This is a genomic window from Mycobacterium sp. IDUB_28 (assembly GCF_055419285.1).
In genome coordinates, this window is the sequence record NZ_JBVAXK010000004.1 from 135,177 (window position 1) to 154,885 (window position 19,709).

21 protein-coding genes, 2 tRNA genes and 1 pseudogene are annotated in these 19,709 nt (G+C 66.4%); 12 read left to right on the forward strand and 12 right to left on the reverse strand.

Translation table 11 applies throughout. The features are described from left to right. The first annotated feature begins 28 nt into the window (after positions 1–28). Entirely contained in the window at positions 29–397 is a 369-nt protein-coding gene (locus ACZYZ9_RS10100; protein ID WP_463826129.1) for a LapA family protein, read from the forward strand. Here ACZYZ9_RS10100 and ACZYZ9_RS10105 read toward each other — a convergent pair. After that, positions 394–1,440, reverse strand: a complete 1,047-nt coding sequence (locus ACZYZ9_RS10105) for a phosphotransferase family protein (protein ID WP_463826130.1) — start codon at positions 1,438–1,440, stop codon at positions 394–396. The two genes, ACZYZ9_RS10100 and ACZYZ9_RS10105, sit on opposite strands and share 4 nt — an antisense overlap. A gap of 76 nt (positions 1,441–1,516) precedes the next feature. Next, positions 1,517–2,125, reverse strand: coding sequence for a histidine phosphatase family protein (locus tag ACZYZ9_RS10110; protein WP_463826131.1), 609 nt, complete (start codon positions 2,123–2,125; stop codon positions 1,517–1,519). Positions 2,126–2,174: 49 nt separating this feature from the next. Here ACZYZ9_RS10110 and ACZYZ9_RS10115 point away from each other — a divergent pair, with 49 nt between their 5' ends. From ACZYZ9_RS10115 to ACZYZ9_RS10135, 5 genes are read left to right on the forward strand one after another with little or no spacing between them, the layout of a single operon-like run. Beyond that, complete coding sequence (locus tag ACZYZ9_RS10115; protein ID WP_463826132.1) at positions 2,175–3,242, forward strand: phosphotransferase family protein; 1,068 nt, start codon at positions 2,175–2,177, stop codon at positions 3,240–3,242. Between the two features lies 1 nt (position 3,243). Beyond that, positions 3,244–4,008 carry an SDR family NAD(P)-dependent oxidoreductase gene (locus tag ACZYZ9_RS10120; protein ID WP_463826133.1) on the forward strand — a complete coding sequence of 255 codons (765 nt, stop codon included), beginning with the start codon at positions 3,244–3,246 and terminating at the stop codon, positions 4,006–4,008. A 16-nt stretch (positions 4,009–4,024) separates the two neighbouring features. Continuing rightward, positions 4,025–5,332: an acyl-CoA dehydrogenase family protein gene (locus ACZYZ9_RS10125; RefSeq protein WP_463826134.1), complete on the forward strand. Its 1,308-nt coding sequence runs from the start codon at positions 4,025–4,027 to the stop codon at positions 5,330–5,332. Next, entirely contained in the window at positions 5,329–5,931 is a 603-nt protein-coding gene (locus tag ACZYZ9_RS10130; RefSeq protein WP_463826135.1) for a TetR/AcrR family transcriptional regulator, read from the forward strand. The genes ACZYZ9_RS10125 and ACZYZ9_RS10130 overlap by 4 nt, the downstream gene beginning before the upstream one ends. Beyond that, positions 5,931–6,902 carry an NADPH:quinone oxidoreductase family protein gene (locus ACZYZ9_RS10135; RefSeq protein WP_463826136.1) on the forward strand — a complete coding sequence of 324 codons (972 nt, stop codon included), beginning with the start codon at positions 5,931–5,933 and terminating at the stop codon, positions 6,900–6,902. The genes ACZYZ9_RS10130 and ACZYZ9_RS10135 overlap by 1 nt, the downstream gene beginning before the upstream one ends. Before the next feature lie 70 nt (positions 6,903–6,972). On the opposite strand, the gene ACZYZ9_RS10140 is transcribed toward ACZYZ9_RS10135, so the two are convergent. Further along, positions 6,973–8,847 (reverse strand): alkyl/aryl-sulfatase, encoded by a 1,875-nt coding sequence (locus tag ACZYZ9_RS10140; protein WP_463826137.1) that lies wholly within the window; start codon positions 8,845–8,847, stop codon positions 6,973–6,975. Positions 8,848–8,999: 152 nt separating this feature from the next. On the opposite strand from ACZYZ9_RS10140, the gene ACZYZ9_RS10145 reads away from it, so the two are divergent. Next, positions 9,000–9,476 (forward strand): lipoprotein LpqH, encoded by a 477-nt coding sequence (locus tag ACZYZ9_RS10145; RefSeq protein ID WP_463826138.1) that lies wholly within the window; start codon positions 9,000–9,002, stop codon positions 9,474–9,476. On the opposite strand, the gene ACZYZ9_RS10150 is transcribed toward ACZYZ9_RS10145, so the two are convergent. From ACZYZ9_RS10150 to ACZYZ9_RS10165, 4 genes are all read right to left on the reverse strand, one after another. After that, positions 9,460–10,983, reverse strand: coding sequence for a sensor histidine kinase (locus ACZYZ9_RS10150; RefSeq protein ID WP_463826139.1), 1,524 nt, complete (start codon positions 10,981–10,983; stop codon positions 9,460–9,462). The genes ACZYZ9_RS10145 and ACZYZ9_RS10150 overlap by 17 nt on opposite strands. Beyond that, on the reverse strand, positions 10,961–11,665 hold the full coding sequence (locus ACZYZ9_RS10155; RefSeq protein WP_463826420.1) for a response regulator transcription factor: 705 nt from the start codon (positions 11,663–11,665) through the stop codon (positions 10,961–10,963). Before ACZYZ9_RS10155 ends, ACZYZ9_RS10150 begins: the two co-directional genes overlap by 23 nt. Before the next feature lie 155 nt (positions 11,666–11,820). Beyond that, a complete protein-coding gene (locus tag ACZYZ9_RS10160; protein WP_463826140.1) occupies positions 11,821–11,976 on the reverse strand; it encodes a DUF6131 family protein in 156 nt (51 codons plus the stop codon). 10 nt (positions 11,977–11,986) lie between these two features. Continuing rightward, the gene (locus ACZYZ9_RS10165; RefSeq protein WP_463826141.1) at positions 11,987–12,250 is read right to left on the reverse strand and encodes a hypothetical protein; all 264 of its coding nucleotides are present in this window, start codon (positions 12,248–12,250) and stop codon (positions 11,987–11,989) included. Between the two features lie 359 nt (positions 12,251–12,609). Here ACZYZ9_RS10165 and ACZYZ9_RS10170 point away from each other — a divergent pair, with 359 nt between their 5' ends. After that, positions 12,610–13,437 (forward strand): hypothetical protein, encoded by an 828-nt coding sequence (locus tag ACZYZ9_RS10170; RefSeq protein WP_463826142.1) that lies wholly within the window; start codon positions 12,610–12,612, stop codon positions 13,435–13,437. Between the two features lie 8 nt (positions 13,438–13,445). Here ACZYZ9_RS10170 and ACZYZ9_RS10175 read toward each other — a convergent pair whose 3' ends face one another. Next, on the reverse strand, positions 13,446–14,384 hold the full coding sequence (locus tag ACZYZ9_RS10175; protein WP_463826143.1) for a class I SAM-dependent methyltransferase: 939 nt from the start codon (positions 14,382–14,384) through the stop codon (positions 13,446–13,448). A 129-nt stretch (positions 14,385–14,513) separates the two neighbouring features. Between ACZYZ9_RS10175 and ACZYZ9_RS10180 the strand changes: the two genes are divergently transcribed. After that, a complete protein-coding gene (locus ACZYZ9_RS10180; protein ID WP_463826144.1) occupies positions 14,514–15,548 on the forward strand; it encodes a phosphotransferase family protein in 1,035 nt (344 codons plus the stop codon). A 234-nt stretch (positions 15,549–15,782) separates the two neighbouring features. Here the strand turns inward: ACZYZ9_RS10180 and ACZYZ9_RS10185 are convergent. Beyond that, a pseudogene (locus tag ACZYZ9_RS10185) lies at positions 15,783–16,823 on the reverse strand (DUF5933 domain-containing protein); the annotation flags it as partial. Positions 16,824–16,912: 89 nt separating this feature from the next. On the opposite strand from ACZYZ9_RS10185, the gene ACZYZ9_RS10190 reads away from it, so the two are divergent. Next, positions 16,913–17,296 (forward strand): YchJ family protein, encoded by a 384-nt coding sequence (locus ACZYZ9_RS10190; RefSeq protein WP_463826145.1) that lies wholly within the window; start codon positions 16,913–16,915, stop codon positions 17,294–17,296. Between the two features lie 15 nt (positions 17,297–17,311). Here ACZYZ9_RS10190 and ACZYZ9_RS10195 read toward each other — a convergent pair. Both ACZYZ9_RS10195 and ACZYZ9_RS10200 read right to left on the reverse strand, forming a co-directional pair. Then, positions 17,312–17,384 (reverse strand) — tRNA-Arg (locus ACZYZ9_RS10195). 32 nt (positions 17,385–17,416) lie between these two features. Further along, positions 17,417–17,508: transfer RNA gene (locus ACZYZ9_RS10200), tRNA-Ser, on the reverse strand. Between the two features lie 83 nt (positions 17,509–17,591). On the opposite strand from ACZYZ9_RS10200, the gene ACZYZ9_RS10205 reads away from it, so the two are divergent. Both ACZYZ9_RS10205 and ACZYZ9_RS10210 read left to right on the forward strand, forming a co-directional pair. After that, on the forward strand, positions 17,592–18,662 hold the full coding sequence (locus ACZYZ9_RS10205; RefSeq protein ID WP_463826146.1) for a histidinol-phosphate transaminase: 1,071 nt from the start codon (positions 17,592–17,594) through the stop codon (positions 18,660–18,662). Then, positions 18,659–19,120 (forward strand): DUF4334 domain-containing protein, encoded by a 462-nt coding sequence (locus tag ACZYZ9_RS10210; RefSeq protein WP_463826147.1) that lies wholly within the window; start codon positions 18,659–18,661, stop codon positions 19,118–19,120. Before ACZYZ9_RS10205 ends, ACZYZ9_RS10210 begins: the two co-directional genes overlap by 4 nt. Here ACZYZ9_RS10210 and ACZYZ9_RS10215 read toward each other — a convergent pair. Next, on the reverse strand, positions 19,102–19,704 hold the full coding sequence (locus tag ACZYZ9_RS10215) for a TIGR03086 family metal-binding protein (RefSeq protein WP_463826148.1): 603 nt from the start codon (positions 19,702–19,704) through the stop codon (positions 19,102–19,104). The genes ACZYZ9_RS10210 and ACZYZ9_RS10215 overlap by 19 nt on opposite strands. Positions 19,705–19,709 lie beyond the last annotated feature (5 nt).

Below are 19,709 nucleotides of genomic sequence, written 5' to 3' on the forward strand. Positions count from 1 at the left end.
CCGCGTGGAAGGGGAGAAAGATGTAGACATGAGCAGCAACCCTCCCGGCTCGGCGCCCTTCGACAAGAAGGCGCCCGGTGAGCCGCCGGCGCTAACCCCGGAAGAGCGATCCCGTCCGCTACCCAAGGACAGTGCCTCCCGGTTCACCCGCGCCGGCGCTCTGTGGACGTCGCTATTCATGGGCTTCCTGGTCCTGATCCTGTTGCTGATCTTCGTCACCCAGAACATCGAGCCCGCGTCGTTTACCTTCCTTGGCTGGCATTGGAGCCTGCCCAAGGGGGTGGCCCTGCTGCTGGCGGCTGTCGCTGGCGGACTGCTCACGGTGGCCGTCGGCACCGCGCGCATCTTGCAGTTGCGCCGCGCGGCCAAGAAAAACCTGACCGCCGGCATCCGCTAACTCAGCCGGGCGATCTCCGCCAGTCCGCGAGAGATAAGCGGCGCCACCACTTCGGGTGCGTCGTCGACACTGTCCCGGCCGTCGGCCTGCTCAGACATCCGCCGCCGGAAATCGATACCGGCGGCGATGATGGCCAGCTTGAAGTAGGCCAGCGCCATGTAGAACTCCCACGGTCCCAGCGAACGCCCGGAGACCAGTGAATACCGGTCGGCCAGTTCGTCGGCGGTGGGCAACAATGGCGACGTCCACGCCGCCTGCGTGTCGATGATCAGGTCCAGCGCGGGGTCGCGGTAGACGCACATCAGGGCGGCGTCGCTGATCGGATCGCCCAGCGTCGACAGCTCCCAGTCCACCACCGCCCGAACGATGGTGGGATCGTCGGCGTCCAGGATGTTGTTGTCAATCCGGTAGTCGCCGTGCACGATCGAGGTCCGACTCTGCTGCGGGATAGCTTGCTGCAGAGCCGAATGCAGCCGCGAGACGTCGCCGTCGCGGCGGTCGTCGGGCAGCCGGACCAACTCCCACTGCGAACCCCACCGTCGCACTTGGCGTTCCAGGTAACCGTTCGGTTTTCCGAAGTCGCCCAACCCGACTGAGGCCGGGTCGACGTTGTGCAGGTCGACCAGGACCCGGATCAGCGCGTCGACGCACCCGTCGATGGCGCGGCGGCCGAGCGACTCGAGTTGGGTGCGCCGCCGCACCACCTGCCCGGCAACGAATTCCACGACCTGAAAGGGTGCGCCCAGCACCGACTCGTCCTGACACAGCCCGATCGTGCGCGCCACCGGCACCGGGGTGTCCTGCAGCGCGGCCACCACCTTGAACTCGCGGTTCATGTCGTGCGCGGAGGGGGTCAGCCCGTGCAGCGGCGGGCGCCGCACCAGCCAGCTCGTCGCGTCGTCGTAGACGCGGAAGGTCAGATTGGAACGTCCACCGGAGATGAACTCGCCACGCAGCTCACCGTCGCGTGCGATGCCGAGCGAACACAGATACCCGTCCAGCGCGGCCAGGTCCAAGCCGTCGAGGCGGTCCACCGAAGTCACCGAACTTGTTTACCACGCCTCACCATTGCCTATTGGTTCACTCCTCCGCAGGCCGCACCCAGCCTGCATCGTCGTATCACCACCGCTGATTCCGCGGCAGCAAATCCCACACGTGCTCGGTGCCGTTGACCGCCGCGACGGTCGCCTGGCCGGTCCGGGAGAACAACAGCCGGCTCACCGAGGCGTAATCGATCGGGAACGACAACAACCGAGCCGTGCCCAGCACCTCGTGCAGCACCACGTTGATCACGCCGCCGTGGCTGAACGCCGCGACGGTCTCCTCCGGGTCGGCCGCAGCGACCAGATCGTCGATTGCCGACCGGACCCGGGCGCGAAACGCGTCCTCGTCGACGCCACTGGGCAGGTGGCCCTGGGACATGCGCGCCCACTCGTCGGGGAACTCGGTACGAATCTGCTCGACCGGAATGTAGGACTGCAGGTCGCGGTCATACTCAGCCAACCGGTCGTCGATATCGACCTTCAGCTCGCGGGCCTGCGCGACGGGATCGGCGGTCTGGATCGCGCGGCGCTGCGGACTGCTCACCACCCTGGCGATCGGAAATCGGGCGAGCGCCTCCGGCAGCCGTGCCACCTGCTGAAATCCGGTCTCGGACAACTCCGGATCAGAACCTTCGCCGTGATCGCTACGCAGCGGCAACGCGTGCCGGACCAGGAGCAGTTGCATGGCTCAACCCTTACACGATGGCACTGGCCGCTTCGGTGCAGCGCGGAGAATGCTATTCTCCCTACGGAGATTGGGGTGTGCGGTGACGGCGAGCAGAACTGAATTGGACACCGGCGTGCTGGGTCGTTGGCTCGATACGAATCAGGCGCCCGGCCATGGGGTGGAACCGGTGCTGGAGCAGCTGGGCGGTGGCTCGCAGAACACCCTGTACCTGGTGCAGCGCGGTCCCGAGCGCATGGTGCTGCGCATGCCCGGCCCGCGCGCCGACGCCGCGCGTATCGACGGACTGTTGCGCGAGATCCGGTTGGTGCGCGCGCTGAACGGCACCGACGTGCCGCACGCGGAACTGATCGCCGCCGACGAGACCGGATCGGTGCTCGGCATGCCGTTCTACCTGATGCGCGCGATCGACGGGTGGAGCCCGATGGACGGCGGCTGGCCGGCGCCGTTCGACCACGACCTGACTGCCCGGCGTGAACTGGCGTTCCAACTGGTCGAGGGCGCCGCACGGCTCGGACGGGTGGACTGGCGCGCGCAGGGTCTGGACGGTTTCGGCCGCCCGGACGGTTTCCACGAGCGGCAGGTCGACCGGTGGCTGAGCTTTCTCGACGCCTACAAGGTGCGCGACTTGCCGGGCCTGGACGAAGCGTCGGAGTGGTTGCGCCGCAATCGACCCGCGCATTACCCGGCCGGCATCATGCACGGTGACTATCAATTCGCCAACGTGATGTTCGCGCACGGAGAGCCGGCCCGGCTGGCCGCGATCGTGGACTGGGAGATGACCACGGTCGGTGACCCGTTGCTGGACCTGGCCTGGGCATTGCTCGGCTACGACGGTGAGCAACCCCGTTCGGACGGCTTCTATCTGGATATGCGGGGCATGCCGACCCGCAGTGAGCTCTTGCAGCACTACGAGTCGATCAGCGGATTGTCCACCGAGAACATCGACTACTACCTGGTACTGGCGAACTGGAAGCTGGGCATCGTGCTGGAAAAGACATATGCGGCCGGGGTGCGGACCGGAAAAGTCGATCCGAAGATCAAAGACGCGTTCGGGGCGATGATCCCCCAGCTCATCGCCACCGCGGCAGAGCTGGCGCGGTCGAGCGGGAGGTGAAATGAGTTACGCCGAACAGCTTTTCGACCTGACCGATCGGGTAGTGCTGATCACCGGCGGCAGCCGTGGCCTGGGCCGCGAGATGGCCTTCGGCGCGGCGCGATGCGGCGCCGACGTGGTGATCGCCAGTCGCAACATGGACAACTGTGTGGCTGTCGCCAAAGATATCGAGTCCCAGACCGGTCGCACCGCCCTGCCCTACCAGGTGCACGTGGGCCGCTGGGACCAACTCGACGGGCTCGTCGAGGCGACGTACGACGCTTTCGGCAAGGTCGACACGCTGATCAACAACGCCGGCATGTCGCCCCTGTACGACAAGCTCACCGATGTCACCGAGAAACTGTTCGACTCGGTGATCAACCTCAATCTCAAAGGGCCGTTTCGCCTTTCAGCACTGGTAGGGGAACGGATGGTGGCTGTGGGCAGTGGTTCGATCATCAATGTGAGCACCGCCGGGTCGTTGCGTCCGACACCCGACATCGTTCCGTACGCCTGCGCCAAAGCCGGGCTCAACGCGATGACCGAGGCGCTGGCGAAGGCGTTCGGCCCGTCGGTGCGGGTCAACACACTGATGGCCGGGCCGTTCCTGACCGACGTCAGCAAGGCGTGGAATCTGGATCAGGCGACGCGCAACCCGTTCGAGCACCTTTCCCTCAAACGTGCCGGCGATCCGACTGAAATCGTCGGTGCCGCACTGTTTCTGGCCTCCGACGCGTCGAGTTTCACCACCGGCTCGATCGTGCGGGCCGACGGCGGCATCCCCTAACGAGAGGAAGATTCGTATGTCGTGGGACTTTTCCACCGAACCGGAATTCGAGCAGAAGCTGCACTGGGTGCGCGACTTCGTCCGCGACGAAGTCGAACCGCTGGAAGTGTTGTTCCCGGGCTGCGAATTCCTGCCACTCAACGAGGAGCGGCGCCGGATCGTCGATCCGCTCAAGCAGCAGGTTCGCGACCAGGGGTTGTGGGCCCCGCATCTGGGGCCGGAGCTGGGCGGCCAGGGCTTTGGCGCCGTCAAGCTGACGTTGATCAACGAGATCCTCGGACGCAGCCCCTGGGCGCCGATCATTTTCGGCACCCAGGCGCCCGACACCGGCAACGCCGAAATCATCGCGCGCTTCGGCACCCCCGAACAGAAGGACCGCTACCTGCAGGGTCTGCTGTCCGGGGAGATCTTCTCCTGTTTCTCCATGACCGAGCCGCAAGGCGGCGCCGATCCGCGGGTGTTCACCACACGGGCGGTGCGTGACGGCGAAGACTGGGTGATCACCGGACGAAAGTTCTTCTCCTCCAACGCATCGGTGGCATCGTTCTTCATCGTCGTCGCCGTCACCGACCCCGATGTGCCGGTCCACCACGGTGCGTCGACCTTCTTGATCCCGGCCGGCACCCCGGGACTGACCATCGAGGCCAACCACCACCTGGTCGGATCGGACCCGCACGAGCCGGGGCATTCCCTGGTCCGTTACGACGACGTGCGGGTCGGGCCGGAGGCGCTGCTGGGCGAGGCCGGACAAGGCTTCCTGATCCTGCAAACCCGGCTGGCCGGTGGTCGGCTGCACCATGCGATGCGGTCGCTCGGCGTTGCCCACCGCGCGGTCGAGATGATGTCGCGCCGCGCGAAAAGCCGCTTCACCCAAGGCAGTCTGCTCGCCGACAAACAACTGGTTCAGGAGTTCGTCGCCGACTCCTACACCGAGTTGATCCCGTTCCGACTGACCGTCCTGCACGCGGCGTGGTTGATCGACACCGGGGACGAGCGGGCCGCCCGCGCCGAGATCGCGGCCTGCAAGATCCTGGCCTCGCAGGTACTGAAGTCCATTGCGCTGCGCGCCATTCAGGTACACGGCGCACTGGGACTCAGTGACCAGCTGCCGCTGGTGAACGCGTTGCTCGGTGGGATCGCACTCGGCCTGGCCGACGGACCCACCGAGGCGCACAAGGTGAACCTGGCGCGGATGCTGCTCAAAGGCTACGACGCCGAAGACGGTGAGTGGCCCAGCGAGATGCTGCACGTGCGCCGCGAGGCCGCGCTGAAGAAGTACGCCGACCTGATCGATCGCGTTCCCGCGCTGCCCGATTCGCCGTGAACACCAGAGCCGTGGCGGCCGTCGAACGCGCTCTCGACGACCGGCAACGCGGCGCCACCGAGGAAGTGGAGCGCATCCTGGCCGCCGCAGTGCGGGTGATGGAACGCGTCGCACCGGATCCGCCCCGCGTCAGCGACATCGTGGCCGAAGCGGGCTCGTCGAACAAGGCGTTCTACCGCTACTTTGCCGGGAAGGACGATCTGATCCTGGCCGTGATGGAGCGTGGGGTGGGGCTGGTGGTCTCCTATCTCGACCATCAGATGGCCAAGGAATTGCGCCCACAGGACAAAGTGACCCGTTGGATCGAGGGGACCCTGGCCCAGGTCGCCGATCCGCACCTGATCAGCATGAGTCGCGCGGTCACCGGGCAGCTGTCCAGCTGGCACGTCGCCGACCAGGAGCTGATGCGGCCACTGCGCGACCTGCTCGTCGAACCGGTCACCGCGCTGGGCAGCGCCGACGTCGATCGCGACGTCGAGGCCGTCTACGGTTGCACGGTGGCGATGATGCGGCGGTACGTGGGATCCTGCGACCGGCCGGGCCATGCGGACATACAGCACCTTTCGCGGTTCTGCCTGCGCGGGCTCGGGGTCGGTTGATGCGCGCGATCGTCTGCCGCGCGTACGGCCCGCCCGAAGACCTGGTGCTGTCCGACATGCCGGACCCGGTTCCGGCGCCTGGTCAGCTGTTGGTGCGGGTGCACTCGGCGGCGGTGAACTTTCCGGACGTGCTGTTCGTCGCCGGCAAATACCAGATCAAAATCCCGCCACCGTTCATACCGGGCAACGAGATTGCCGGCGAAGTGGTAGCGGCCGGCCCCGGTGCGGCATCGCGTCCGGGACAACGGGTGTTCGGCACGACGTTCGGAGCGTTCGCCGAACTGGCGTTGCTGGAAGAAGCTATTGCGGAACCGATTCCCGATGGCGTCGACTTCGATTCCGCAGCGGCGTTCGGCGTGACATACCGCACCGCCTATCACGCACTGCGTTCGGTGGCCGAGGTGACGACAGGTGATTGGGTGGTGGTGCTCGGCGCGGCCGGTGGGGTGGGCCTGGCTGCTGTCGATCTGGCGGTGGCGATGGGGGCACGCGTGCTGGCGGCGGCGTCGAGTCCGGCGAAGCTGGCGTTGTGCCGGGAGCGCGGCGCCGAAGCCACCGTCGACTACGACAACGAGGACCTCAAGCTGCGTATCCGCGAACTCACCGGGGACAACGCGCGCGTCGTCCTCGATCCCGTCGGGGGATCGTATGCCGAGCCGGCCCTGCGCGGTCTCGCCCGGGGTGGCATGTTCGTCACGCTCGGCTACGCGGCAGGCTCCATCCCGGCCATTCCGCTCAACCTGGTGATGCTCAAAAACGTGACGGTCCGCGGCATGGAAATCCGCACGTTCGCCGACGATTACCCACAGCAGTGCGCGCGCGACATCGCTGAGCTGTCAAAGTTGTTCGCCGACGGCAAGATTCGTCCGTACATCGGCGCGCGGTTCCCGTTGGCCGATACCGCGGCCGCCTTGCGCTACGTCGCCGACCGCAAGGTGCTGGGCAAGGTGATCATCGACGTCGCCGACTAGGCGTTGACCCTGCGGCTATGGCGGTGAGGTTCGAGTAGCCCACGCCACCAGCGCAGGATGACAAGCGTTGTTACGGCGTGACGATATTGAAATTCGGGTCGGGCGCATCGAGGACCTCGATCAGCGACTGCAGCGCCGTCTGGTCACCGGACAGTTCCAGGCCCGGCGACGTGAAGTCACCGGTCGCGACCAGCAGCAGTCGAATCTTATTGGCCAGCTTGACCGTAACGTTCGCAGAGGCGGGATCGGCGGACACCTGGCGATGTACCAGCACCCCGTTGCGCAGGGCCAGCCGATAATTCGTGTTCGAATCGGCGAACGTGACGTCGATGGACAGATCGAGGTCCCAGCTGCGCGGACCGTTCACCCGGATGGCCAGGCCGTCGAAGACCTGCTCGGGCGTCAACTGAGACAACAGGGTCGGCGAGGTGACCTGGCCGGCGGTGCCGAATTTGCCGACCCGCAATTCGGTGGCGCCACTGAGGAAGAAATTGCGCCATGTCGCATTCTCCGCGCCGTAGCCCAACTGTTCCAACGTGTCCGCATACAGCTCCCGCGCGGGCCCGTGCTGCTCGTCGGTGAACATCGCGTGGTCGAGTAGCGTTGCCGCCCAGCGAAAATCACCGGAATCGAAGGCCGACCTTGCCAGTTCCACCACCCGGTCGATGCCACCGAGCGCCTCGACGTAGCGGGGTCCCAGCGCCTCGGGCGGATGTGGCCACAGCCGGCCGGGGTTGCCGTCGAACCAGCCCATGTAGCGCTGGTAGACGGCCTTCACGTTGTGGCTGACCGAGCCGTAGTAGCCCCGCGCATGCCAAGCGTGCTCCAAAGCCGGCGGCAGCTGGAATATCTCGGCGATCTCGACGCCCGTATAACCCTGATTGAGCAACCGCAACGTCTGGTCGTGCAGGTAGGCGTACAGATCGCGTTGCAGCGACAGGAACTCGATGATGTGCTCCCGCCCCCACGTCGGCCAATGGTGGGAGGCGAACACCACCTCGGCGCGATCGGCGAAGGTGTCGATCGCTTCGGTGAGATACCCCGACCAGGCGCGTGGATCGCGGACCAGTGCCCCGCGCAGCGTCAGCAGGTTGTGCAGGTTGTGGGTGGCGTTCTCGGCCATGCACAGCGCACGGAATTGCGGGAAATAGAAGTGCATTTCGGCCGGCGCCTCGGTGCCGGGCGCCATCTGGAACTCGATCTGCACCCCGTCGATGGTGTGCGTCTCCCCCGTGGTCCGGATATCGATCGTCGGGACGATCAGGGCCACCTCGCCGGTCGAGGCAACCTGTCCGAGACCACACCCCACCTGCCCCAGCGGACCCCGGTCCAACAACGCGCCGTACATATACGTCGCCCGACGCAGCATCGCCGGACCGGCGTACACGTTCTCCTGCACGGCATGTTCGGTGAAGCCTTCGGGCGCCAGGATGGCCACCTTGCCGGCGTCCACGTCGGCCTGCGAGGTGACACCGAGTACACCGCCGAAGTGGTCGGCGTGGCTGTGGGTGTAGATCACGGCGACGACGGGCCGGTCCCCACCACGGTGCGTGCGGTACAGCTGCAGCGCCGCAGCGGCGGTCTCGGTAGAAATCAACGGATCGATGACGATGACACCGGTGTCGCCCTCGATGAAGCTGATGTTGGAGATGTCCAGTCCGCGGACCTGATAGATGCCCGGCACCACTTCGTAAAGGCCCTGTTTGGCGGCCAGTGTCGATTGGCGCCACAGGCTGGGGTGCACCGACACCGGTGCCGAGTCGGTCAGGAATGAATAGGCGTCGTTGTCCCACACCACCCGGCCGTCGGCGGCTTTGACCACGCACGGTGACAGTGCGGCAATGAATCCGCGGTCGGCGTCGTCGAAATCCCTTGTGTCGTGCCATGGTAGGGAATGTTTGCCATGCGCCGCTTCAATGGTTGCGGTCGGGGGTTTGTGGTCCACCGTCTCCACCTTGCCACTAGTGCGATTCCACCGGAAGAGCCCGCATGCAGTGCCGATTTTCCTGAGTTGCTAGACCTCAGCTCCGGTTAAGCCGCATACTGCCGAAGCGGTCTTCAACCACGAGGGTCGCTACGACGAGCAAAGGAGCTCAGGTGAAGCGTGGACTGACGGTCGCGGTGGCGGGGGCGGCCATTCTGGTCGCGGGTCTTTCGGGGTGTTCGGATGACAAGCCGAAATCGAGTGGTGGATCCTCCAGTTCGGCTGCAGCCAGCGGAGGCGCCAGCGCCTCCGGGACCAAGGTGCTGATCGACGGGCAGGACCAGCACGTCACCGGCACAACTCTGTGCACCACGGCGGGTGGCACCGTCAACATCGCGATCGGCGGATCGGCGACCGGCATCGGCGCGGTCCTCTCCGACGCCAATCCCCCTGAGGTGAAGTCGGTTGCGCTCGGCAATGTCAACGGCGTGTCGCTCGGGTACGCCCCCGGCACCCCGGACGCCAAAGCCGAAGCCACCAAGAACGGCAACGCCTACAAGATCAGCGGCACCGCCACCGGAGTGGACATGGCCAACCCCATGGCACCGGTCAAGAAGTCCTTCGAAATCGACGTCACCTGCTCGGGCTGACGGGCTGAGCTGAGGACGCGGGCGGTTGCCGACCATCAACCGGCAACCGCACCGCGAACTCGGTACGACCGGGCGAGCTGTGCACGGTGATCATCCCGTTGTGCGCTTTGACGACGGCGGAGACGATCGCCAGGCCCAGCCCGGTGCTGCCGCCCTTCCGGGAACGCGAGGTATCGCCGCGCACGAACCGCTCGAACACCTCGGTCTGCTGCGCCGCCGGAATGCCGGGCCCGTTGTCGATCACCTGCAGCAGCGTGTGCGTCGGCTCAATGCTCAACCGGGTGGTGACGACGGAGCCGGCGCCGGTGTGCACGCGGGCGTTGGCCAGCAAATTCGCCAGTACCTGGTGCAACCGCGCCTCGTCGCCGATGACCACCACCGGTTCGGGCGGCAGATCCAGTTCCCATTGGTGATCCGGGCCGGCGATATGGGCGTCGCTGACCGCGTCGACGGCCAGCCGGGACAGATCCACCGGTTCGCGTTCCAGGGGTCGGCCGGAGTCCAGCCGCGCCAGCAGCAACAGATCCTCCACCAGGCGGGTGATCCGTTCGGTCTCCGATGCGACTCGGCTCATGGCGTGCGCCACCGCTTCGCGGTCGTCCCCCATCCGCTGCGCCAGCTCGGTGTAACCACGGATCGCGGCCAGCGGGGTACGCAGTTCGTGACTGGCGTCGGCAACGAACTGGCGCACCCGGGTCTCGCTGGCCTGCCGCGTCGACAGTGCAGCGGAGATGTGGTCGAGCATGCGGTTGACCGCCGACCCGAGCTGGCCGACTTCGGTGTCCGGGTTGGCGTCGGGCTCGGGCACCCGCACCGGCAATTCGACTTCGCCCCGGTCCAGCGGCAGGTCGACGACCTCGGTCGCGGTCTGCGCGACCCGTCGCAGCGGCGCCAGCGCCCGCCGGATGATCATCACCCCGGCGGTGGTCGCGGCGACCAGCGCAACGAAAGTGAGCACGCCGAAGATGACCAGCATCCGTAGTTCGGTGGCATCGATGTTGGCCATCGACAGGCCGGTGACGATCACGTCGGCCCGGTTTCGGCTCGGAGCCGCCACCACCCGGTAGCGGCCCAGTCCGTCGAGGTCCAGCGTCACCGGCGAGCGGCTACCGGCAATCTGTTCCAGTTGGTGTTTCGCGGTCGCGGACAGCGCGGCCCGCGCACCGCTGCTGGTCAGGTATCCGGCGTCCACCGTGGTGCCGTCGCTGACCGCGGCGGCGACCATGCCGGCCGGCTGGCCCGGCGCGTCGAGAAATCTGGGTCCGGGCCCGGTTTTGACGTAGCGGGGTTCGTGACGGCGCGGCGGCTCGGGGTAGAGCAGCGAGGAGCGGTAGGAGGTGCCGCTGAGCTGACTGTCGAGTTGGGCCAGCAGGTGGTGCCGTAACGCGAGTTCGGTTGCCGCGGTGATGCCGACGCACACCATGGCCAGCACAGCCACCTGTCCGACCAACAGCCGCAGCCGCAGCGACCAGACCCGGGGCCGTCTAGCGCGCCGGCTTGAGGACATACCCCGCGCCGCGCAATGTGTGGATCATGGGTTCGCGACCATTGTCGATTTTCTTGCGCAGATAGGAGATATAGAGCTCGACGATGTTGGACCGACCGCCAAAGTCGTAGCTCCACACGCGGTCCAGGATCTGCGCCTTACTCAACACCCGCTTGGCGTTGCGCATCATGAAGCGCAGCAGCTCGAATTCGGTGGATGTCAACGAGATCGGCTCGCCGGCGCGGGACACTTCGTGGCTGTCCTCGTCAAGGACGAGATCGCCCACCACCAGCTGGGCGCCGCTGTCGACCGTGGTGACGCCGGTGCGCCGCAGCAGCGCACGCAGCCGCAGCACCACCTCCTCGATGCTGAACGGTTTGGTGACGTAATCGTCTCCGCCAGCGGTCAATCCGGCGATTCTGTCCTCCACCGCGTCCTTGGCCGTCAGCAGCAGCACCGGCAGGCGCGGATTCTCTTCGCGCAACTTGCGCAGCACTTCCAGGCCACTCATGTCGGGCAGCATCACGTCGAGGACCACGACGTCGGGACGTTCGGTGCGAGCGGTAGCGAGGGCGGTCGTGCCGTCCCCTGCGGTGGCGATATTCCAGCCCTCGTACCGCAGGGCCATCGACACCATCTCCGCGAGAACAGGTTCGTCGTCAACCACCAGCACGTTGACCGGTTGGCCGTCGGCGCGGCACATGACCACGCGCTCGGTGGAAGTTCGGGGGGAGGCCACGGCTTCCAGTATCCGCACAACCCACTAGGGCGGCGCTATGGCCGCACTGTGTGTCGGCTGTGAAACAAGACGGTCGCGTGACCGCACCAGCGATCACGCGACCTTCGGGAAATGACTGATTAGTACCAGTTGCGCCGTCCGGCTACCGGCCGGCCCACCGAACCCATGGCCCACATCACCGCACCGATGACCAACAGCACCACGCCCAGCATCGCCAATAAATGCACGTTGAAGACAAATCCCAGAATGAGCAAGATAGCGCCCACGACAATCATGATGATTCCTTTACATAGAAGGGATGTGGTCAATTGCTTGCATCGCACTCGGCTGCGGTAAACGCGGGGTGCGGCAGTCAGTTACTTTCGGATTTACTCCCATGTAATTCAGCGGACCCGCAATCACCGTTACCGCAACGGTTCCCGCTGACGCACAGCTGGTGGCCTCGCCTTTGAAGTAGTCGCGCTGCCAGGCCGCGAGGACTCCGATGAGCAGCCACACCAGCACAATTGCACCGAGAATTCCGCGACCGCGCACCATAATTTCCTCCATTGATCCCGAAACCAATTTCTGTGTGATGAGCGTTACCCGTTGGACCTGTGTCTAAACATAAAAGGCGGCGTGGCGGAGTACTATCCGGACTGCTCGGCAAGCCGCCTGGCAGCCCGCCTTTCGACGCGCGAGACAGCACGCGTCGGTCGCCAGCCCAGGTAATTCGGTGACGCCGATTTCAGGCAGCCAATTGGCACGGACACGCACCGACGGATCGCTCCCAGATTCCAGCCAGCTCATGATCACGTCCGCATAGCGCGCACCGGTCTGCGGATAGGCACAATCCGGCTGCGGGGTGCGGAGGAACTGCTCGGTAACATGTCCCGACAACCATTGCGGCCAAGGAGGTTAACGGCACCGTGCCCGATACGTTGTTCGCGGATGTCTCGGAATATCAAGTGCCGGTGGACGACTCGTACCCCTACCAGGTGTTGTCGTTCCGGGTCTGCGACGGCACCTATCGGGACCACAACTTCGCGCGCAATTACGCCTGGGTGCGTGCGGCATTGGACAGTGGGCGAATGACATTCGCGATCATCTACACCTATGTACGCCCGAACTGGTCGGCCAACGCCGACACGGTGCGCTCGATGATCGAAGCTGAGGGCGGGTTGCACCCGCGGGTCGCTTTGATGCTGGACGTCGAATCGGGCGGTAATCCGCCAGGTGACGGCTCGAGCTGGATCAACCAGTTGTATTGGAACCTGGCCGATTACGCGGGTTCGCCGGCCCGCATCATCGGCTATGCCAACGCCTACGACTTCTACAACATGTGGCAGGTGCGACCGGCCGGACTACGGGTGGTGGCTGCCGGCTACGGATCCAACCCCAACCTTCCCGGGCAGGTCGCACACCAATACACCGACGGGCAGGGGTACAGCCCCAACCTGCCGCAAGGCGCACCGCCGTTCGGTCGGTGTGACATGAATTCCGCGAATGGACTGACACCGCAACAATTTGCCGCCGCGTGCGGCATCGTGACGAACGGAGGACCGCTGATGGCGCTCAGCGATGAGGAGCAGACCGAACTGCTGACCAAGGTGCGCGAGATCTGGGATCAGCTGCGCGGACCGCAGGGCGCCGGCTGGCCGCAGCTGGGGCAGGACAGCCAGGGCCAGAACCTCACCCCGGTCGATGCGATCGCAGCGATCAAGAAAGATCTGGAACAGGCCGGGCCGACGACGTAGCGAATTCATCACCGCCGCAACGCTGCAACGAACAGCGTCGGCGGAATCGAGTGATCGAGATCGTCCGGAACGCTGCGACCGTAGCGGGCCAGCAGCTCGGCGAAGGTGGTCGCCGACGCGTCCCAGCCGCGCTCACGCAGCCAGTCGGCGACGGCGGTTCTCTCTTCGGCGTACCACAGGTCGTCGTTGTCGTTGACTTCAACGTTGGCCAGCCGCGCCGCGGTGGCGCGCATCTGCGCCATGTCCGCGCGCTGGCGTCGTACCAGGTCCGGATCCAGGAAGCCCGGCCCGGGCACGTTCGTCGCCAGCTGACTGCCGGCCGGACTCAGCACATCGATGCGTTCGAACAACAAATCCTGCGCCCGCGCGGGCAGGTAACGCACCAGGCCCTCGGCCGACCACGCGGTGGCCAGCTGTGGGTTGAAACCGGCGTCCCGCAACGCTTTTGGCCAGTCCTGTCGCAGGTCGACGGCAATGCTCACCAGTTGCGCCGCGGGCTGCGCACCGTGCTCGCGCAGCGCGGCAGACTTGAAGTCGAGCACCCGCGGCAAGTCGAGTTCGTACACGACGGTGCCGTCGGGCCAGTCCAGCCGCCACGCTCGGGAGTCCAGGCCGGACGCCAGAATCACCACCTGCCGAACACCGGCGTCAGCCGCGCCCAGGAAGAACTTGTCGAAGAATGCGGTGCGCGTTGCCATGAAGTCGACCATCAGCCGCACCCGGGCGAGCACCTCGGGTTCCACCTCGACCGCGCCGGAAAGCACCGCCGGGTCGGCATAGACGTTCCACATTCCGGAGCCGGCCGCGTCGAGGAACACCCGCGCGAACGGGTCCTGGATCAGCGGGTCGGCGCTCTCGGTTTCCGCGGCGCGCGCCGCAGCCACGCCCAGGGCGGTGGCGCCCACACTTTCGGTGATATCCCAGGAGTCATTGTCGGTGCGCGGCACGAGGACGATTGTTCCAGCCGGTTGCGCCTCGGGTGGCGGGCCGAGCATCCCCTACGCTTTTTGCCAGACGATCGACAGGCTGCAGAGGGAGCGGGACGTGTCAAACCGGTGCACTGCGCAGGCCGGCGCATGAGCGGCGTCGACTTGGCCGCCGTCGGCCGCTGGATGACAGATCAGGGGTTGGGTGAAGGTCCGCTGCACGACGTCGTTCCGATCACCGGCGGCACCCAGAATGTGATGCTGCGCTTCACCAGGTCAGGCCGGTCCTACGTGTTGCGCCGCGGCCCAAGGCACCTGCGCGCCCGCAGCAACAGCGTGATTCTGCGCGAAACCCGGGTGCTTGCCGCGCTGGCCGGCTCGGACGTGCCCCATCCGCACCTGATCGCGACGTGCGCGGACACCAGCGTGCTGGGGGACGCGGTGTTCTACCTGATGGAGCCGATCGAGGGCTTCAACGCCGGCGAGGGTTTGCCGCCGTTGCACGCCGGGGATCCCGCGGTGCGCTACGGAATGGGCCTGTCGATGGCGGATGCCCTGGCCAAGCTCGGCGCGGTCGACCACGTCGCCGCCGGGCTGGCGGATTTCGGCAAGCCGGACGGTTTTCTGGAACGGCAAGTGCCACGCTGGCTTTCGGAATTGGCGTCCTACCAGGAATACGACGGCTACCCGGGACCGGACATCCCGGGCATCGACGAAGTCGCCCGCTGGCTGGAAGCCAACCGCCCGACCACCTGGCAGCCCGGCATCATGCACGGTGACTATCACGCCGCCAACGTGATGTTCTCCCTCACCGGCCCCGACGTGGTGGCCATCTGCGACTGGGAGATGTCCACGATCGGCGACCCGCTGCTGGACCTCGGCTGGCTGCTGGCCACCTGGCAGCAGGACGACGGCTCATCGGTTTTCGGTCATGCCCTCGGCCAGAGTGACGGCTTGGCCAGCACCGATGACCTGGTGCGGCGCTATGCCGCCAACACCACCCGCGACCTGTCGCACCTCACCTGGTACACGGTGCTCGCGTGTTTCAAGCTCGGCATCGTGATCGAGGGCACGCTGGCGCGGGCCTGTGCCGGCAAAGCCGAGAAGGCGGTCGGCGACCAGCTGCACGCCGGGACGGTGCACCTGTTCGAACGTGCGCTGGGGATGATCGCAACCCGGCCCTGACCGGGTTGCGTCGCCGGCGGCAAAGAAAGCGGCGTAGAACCCGACGCTGAAAGCCACCGTCGCCCCGCCGATCAGCGAGCCGAACACCAGTGGATACTGCGCCATCACCGGCGCCAGGAACCGGCAACACAACAGCAGCGCCGCCAGCAGCGCCGACCCGGACGCCACCAGCCCGGTGCGCGACCAACGGTTGCCCTGCGCACGCATCGCCGACTCCACCGTCAGGCACAGCACGGCACCGGCCACCAGGTCCACGCCGTAGTGATAGCCGAAGCCCAGCGTGGCCGCGATGGTCCCCAACAGCCAGGTGGTGCCGCCCCACCGTAGCCAGCGCGGCCCGCGGCGGGAGTGGATGAAGGTCGCCAGCGCCCAACTGGTGTGCATCGACGGCATGCAGTTGCGTGCGGTCAGGTCGTCGAACGCGATCGCCCGCGGCGTGCGGATCTGCGGCAGTGCATGCGGCCAGTAGTCGCCCACTTGAAAGCCCTGGCCGGCCGGGCTGAACGCGAATTCCGGGCCGACCACCGGGAACAACACGTAGATCAACGGCCCGACCAGGCCGAGCACCAGGAACGTTCGCACCAGGAAGTGCCGCGGCCAGCCCGCGGAGTTCACGTGGCGTAGTTGGTAGACCACGACCACCATCGCGGCCAGCGGCAACTCGATGTAGACCCAGTGCAGCACGGCGGTGAGGATCGGCCCGCTCGCCTCGAACAGCCAGCCCATCACCCACGACGGTTGCCCGAGCGCGTGATCGGCCAGGTAGGCGTACTCGTCGAGGACGGTCGGCCGGACCATCGCCGTGATGCGCAGCCAGGTGTCGCCGACTTTGGTCGCGATGATGACCAGGAATCCCAGCGCGATCCCACGCAGCGCGGTCGCCCGCTGGGCGCCGGTCCAGCGCTGCCAAGCCACCAGGACCAGCCCGGTGAGCACGATCATCGGGCCGTTGCCGAACGTCACCGCGGCGCCGCGCACCGCACGTTCGGCGGCGAACACCACGTCGAGCCCCGCGGCCAGCGACAGCGCCCAGATCCGGCAGCGCAACGACACCCCGACGACGCCGATGCACAGGCCGACCCACGACACCGTCGTCGACTTCGGGGTGGCGACATAGTCGCTGATCAAGCTGTGCAACGGCCCTTGGAACCCAGCCGTGCCGGCCACGATCTGCAGGACTACCAGCAGCGATACCCCCACCGCGACGACGGCCGGGACCCAACTGTGGGTCCACCGGGCCCACAGTGGCACCCGGCGCGCGTCGTCAGTGAACACTCGTCGGATATTAGGTGTCCGTCAGGCATCAGAACAGGTAATTCCGGTATCAGATATCGGCGGCCGGCAGCGCTGACTACTTTGGACGGGTGAGCGAACTGCTCGGTCCGCCGTGTCCATGCGGCGGCGGCGAGGGTTATCTGGTGTGCTGCGGGCCGCTACACCACGGTGAGCGGCAGGCCCGGTCGGCCGAGGAATTGATGCGGTCCAGGTACTCGGCCTACGCCCACGGCGACGCCGATTACCTGTTCCGGACCTGGCACCCGCGGACCCGGCCGCCCGATCTCGTCCTCGATCCCGGGGTCACCTGGATCGGCCTGCAGGTGACCGAAAGCTTCCACGAAGACGACGAGCACGCGGTGGTGGCGTTCACCGCCCGGTTCGAATCCGCGGGACGGGTCGAGGAAATGCGCGAACGCAGCCGCTTCCAGCGGCGGGCGGGGCGATGGTGCTACGTGGACGGTGACGGATGAATCAACCAAAGAGAGCGCGCCCGAAGGGATTCGAACCCCTAACCTTCTGATCCGTAGTCAGATGCTCTATCCGTTGAGCTACGGGCGCCTGCGATATTCAGTTGTCCAGCTGGTCCTGCGTGGCGGAGGCGAGAGGATTTGAACCTCCGGTTCCCTTTGAGGGGAACAACTCATTAGCAGTGAGCCCCATTCGGCCGCTCTGGCACGCCTCCATGGCCTTCCAAAGGGTACCCGACCCCGGAAACCCGGAGCCGCCGGAGGCATAGCGTACACAGCCGCGTCATATGCTGTCGAAATGACCGCCCGCCTGCGGCCCGCGCTGGCCGGGCTGCCCGTTTACGTTCCCGGCAAGACCGTACCCGGGGCGATCAAGCTGGCCAGCAACGAAACGGTGTTCGGCCCGCTGCCCAGCGTCCGGGCCGCCATCGAGCACGCGACCGCGCATATCAACCGCTATCCCGACAACGGCTGCGTGCAGCTCAAAGCCGCGCTGGCGCGTCATCTGGGCCCCGACTTCGCCCCCGAACACGTGGCTGTCGGCTGCGGTTCGGTCAGCCTGTGCCAGCAGTTGGTGCAGATCACCTCCTCGGTGGGCGACGAGGTGGTCTTCGGCTGGCGCAGCTTCGAGCTGTACCCACCTCAAGTGCAGATCGCCGGCGCCACGCCGATCCAGATCCCGCTGACCGACCACACCTTCGACCTGGACGCCATGCTGGCTGCCATCACCGATCGCACCCGGCTGATCTTCGTGTGCAACCCGAACAACCCGACGTCGACCGTCGTCGACCCCGACGCGCTGTCCCGCTTCGTGAAGGCCGTGCCGCCGGACATCCTGATCGTCATCGACGAGGCCTACGTGGAGTACATCCGCGACGGCATGGCCCCGGACAGCCTGGGTCTGGTCCGCGCGCACGAGAACGTCGTGGTGTTGCGCACGTTCTCCAAGGCCTACGGGCTGGCGGGCCTGCGGGTGGGTTACGCGATCGGCCATCCCGACGTGATCACCGCGCTGGACCAGGTCTACGTGCCGTTCACCGCCACCAGCGTCTCGCAGGCCGCGGCGAGCGCCTCGCTGGAAGCCGCCGACGAACTGCTGGCGCGCACCGACGCCGTCGTCGCCGAACGGGTGCGGGTCAGCGCCGAACTCCGCGCCGCCGGGTTCACGTTGCCGCCGTCGCAGGCCAACTTCGTCTGGTTGCCGCTGGGCTCCCGCACCGGGGACTTCGTGCAGCAAGCCGCCAATGCGCTGCTTGTGGTCCGTCCGTACGGCAGCGACGGTGTCCGGGTCACAGTGACCGCCGACCCCGAGGAGAACGACGCGATGCTGCGGTTCGCCCGCAGCTGGATCAGAGGAGGACACCCATGAGTCAGGCGCGCAAGCAGTTCATTGAGTTCAAGGAACGTACCGATACGATCCCCGACGCCGAACTCGACGACTTCTGGGCAACACTGGAGCCCGCCACGCTGGACGGCATGCTCGGCGAGTGGAAGGGAGGCGAGTTCGTCACCGCCCACCGCGCCGTCGGCACGCTGGCCAAGATCAACTGGTACGGCAAGACGTTCAAATCGGTGCAGGACGTGCAGCCGCTCGTCTGCCTGGACGCCGACGGCATCAAATATTCCAACACCGAGCGGATGAAGGGCGAAGCCAGCCTGTGGCTGGAGGAGTTCCGCGGCGAAGTGACGGCCACGATGGTCTACGACGGGGCGCCCGTGCACGACCATTTCAAGAAGATCGACGACGACGCGGTGATGGGCATCATGAACGGCAAAGGCGTCGTGGACGACGGCCGCTACTACTACTTCTACCTCGAGCGCGACTGATCCCGGATGGGATCGCGCCCCGTGAAGGCGACCAGCCGGGCCAACGCGGGCGCGTCGTCGGGCACCTGTATCGGGTCGGCGAAACCGGCCTGGCGGCGCTGTTCGGGGCGGATGATCCGCTGCGCCAACCCCAGCACATACTCGGACAGCGAGTCCGGCGCATGCACGTCGTGCCCCACCGCGATCGCGTAATCCCAGCCGTGCACCAGGAATTCGATCGAGAACACCGCGACCGCGACCTGGGCGGGCATCGCGTTCTCACCGAGCGCGACATCGCCGGCCATCCCGCGTGTGTGCCACGCGTCCAGGGCCGGCCGGGCGGCGGCGACGACCAGACTCTCCACCGAATCGGTGTCGGCGGGCACGTTGATCTGAGCGCCGGCCATGCCGCCGAGCGTGGTGATCGAGTTCAGCAGATGCTTGGTCAGCGCTTTGACGTCGTACTCCCCGCACGGGGTCTGCTTGGTGCTGTCGTCGCGGCTGATGGTGTGCAGCACCTGTAGCAGCACCGCGAGGGTGGCTTCGGCGCTGTCCAGTTCGTCGGTGGGCGGCGAATCCGGTCCGGGTCGCAAATCTGAGGGCATGAGCG

Bases quoted from the DNA above. Each gene is read 5' to 3' on its own strand.
- ACZYZ9_RS10100 (WP_463826129.1), top strand. From the start codon at position 29: ATGAGCAGCAACCCTCCCGGCTCGGCGCCCTTCGACAAGAAGGCGCCC.
- ACZYZ9_RS10110 (WP_463826131.1), bottom strand. From the start codon at position 2,125: ATGCAACTGCTCCTGGTCCGGCACGCGTTGCCGCTGCGTAGCGATCAC.
- ACZYZ9_RS10115 (WP_463826132.1), top strand. From the start codon at position 2,175: ATGCTATTCTCCCTACGGAGATTGGGGTGTGCGGTGACGGCGAGCAGA.
- ACZYZ9_RS10120 (WP_463826133.1), top strand. From the start codon at position 3,244: ATGAGTTACGCCGAACAGCTTTTCGACCTGACCGATCGGGTAGTGCTG.
- ACZYZ9_RS10125 (WP_463826134.1), top strand. From the start codon at position 4,025: ATGTCGTGGGACTTTTCCACCGAACCGGAATTCGAGCAGAAGCTGCAC.
- ACZYZ9_RS10135 (WP_463826136.1), top strand. From the start codon at position 5,931: ATGCGCGCGATCGTCTGCCGCGCGTACGGCCCGCCCGAAGACCTGGTG.
- ACZYZ9_RS10150 (WP_463826139.1), bottom strand. From the start codon at position 10,983: ATGTCCTCAAGCCGGCGCGCTAGACGGCCCCGGGTCTGGTCGCTGCGG.
- ACZYZ9_RS10155 (WP_463826420.1), bottom strand. From the start codon at position 11,665: ATGTGCCGCGCCGACGGCCAACCGGTCAACGTGCTGGTGGTTGACGAC.
- ACZYZ9_RS10160 (WP_463826140.1), bottom strand. From the start codon at position 11,976: ATGATTGTCGTGGGCGCTATCTTGCTCATTCTGGGATTTGTCTTCAAC.
- ACZYZ9_RS10165 (WP_463826141.1), bottom strand. From the start codon at position 12,250: ATGGAGGAAATTATGGTGCGCGGTCGCGGAATTCTCGGTGCAATTGTG.
- ACZYZ9_RS10180 (WP_463826144.1), top strand. From the start codon at position 14,514: ATGAGCGGCGTCGACTTGGCCGCCGTCGGCCGCTGGATGACAGATCAG.
- ACZYZ9_RS10205 (WP_463826146.1), top strand. From the start codon at position 17,592: ATGACCGCCCGCCTGCGGCCCGCGCTGGCCGGGCTGCCCGTTTACGTT.
- ACZYZ9_RS10210 (WP_463826147.1), top strand. From the start codon at position 18,659: ATGAGTCAGGCGCGCAAGCAGTTCATTGAGTTCAAGGAACGTACCGAT.
- ACZYZ9_RS10215 (WP_463826148.1), bottom strand. From the start codon at position 19,704: ATGCCCTCAGATTTGCGACCCGGACCGGATTCGCCGCCCACCGACGAA.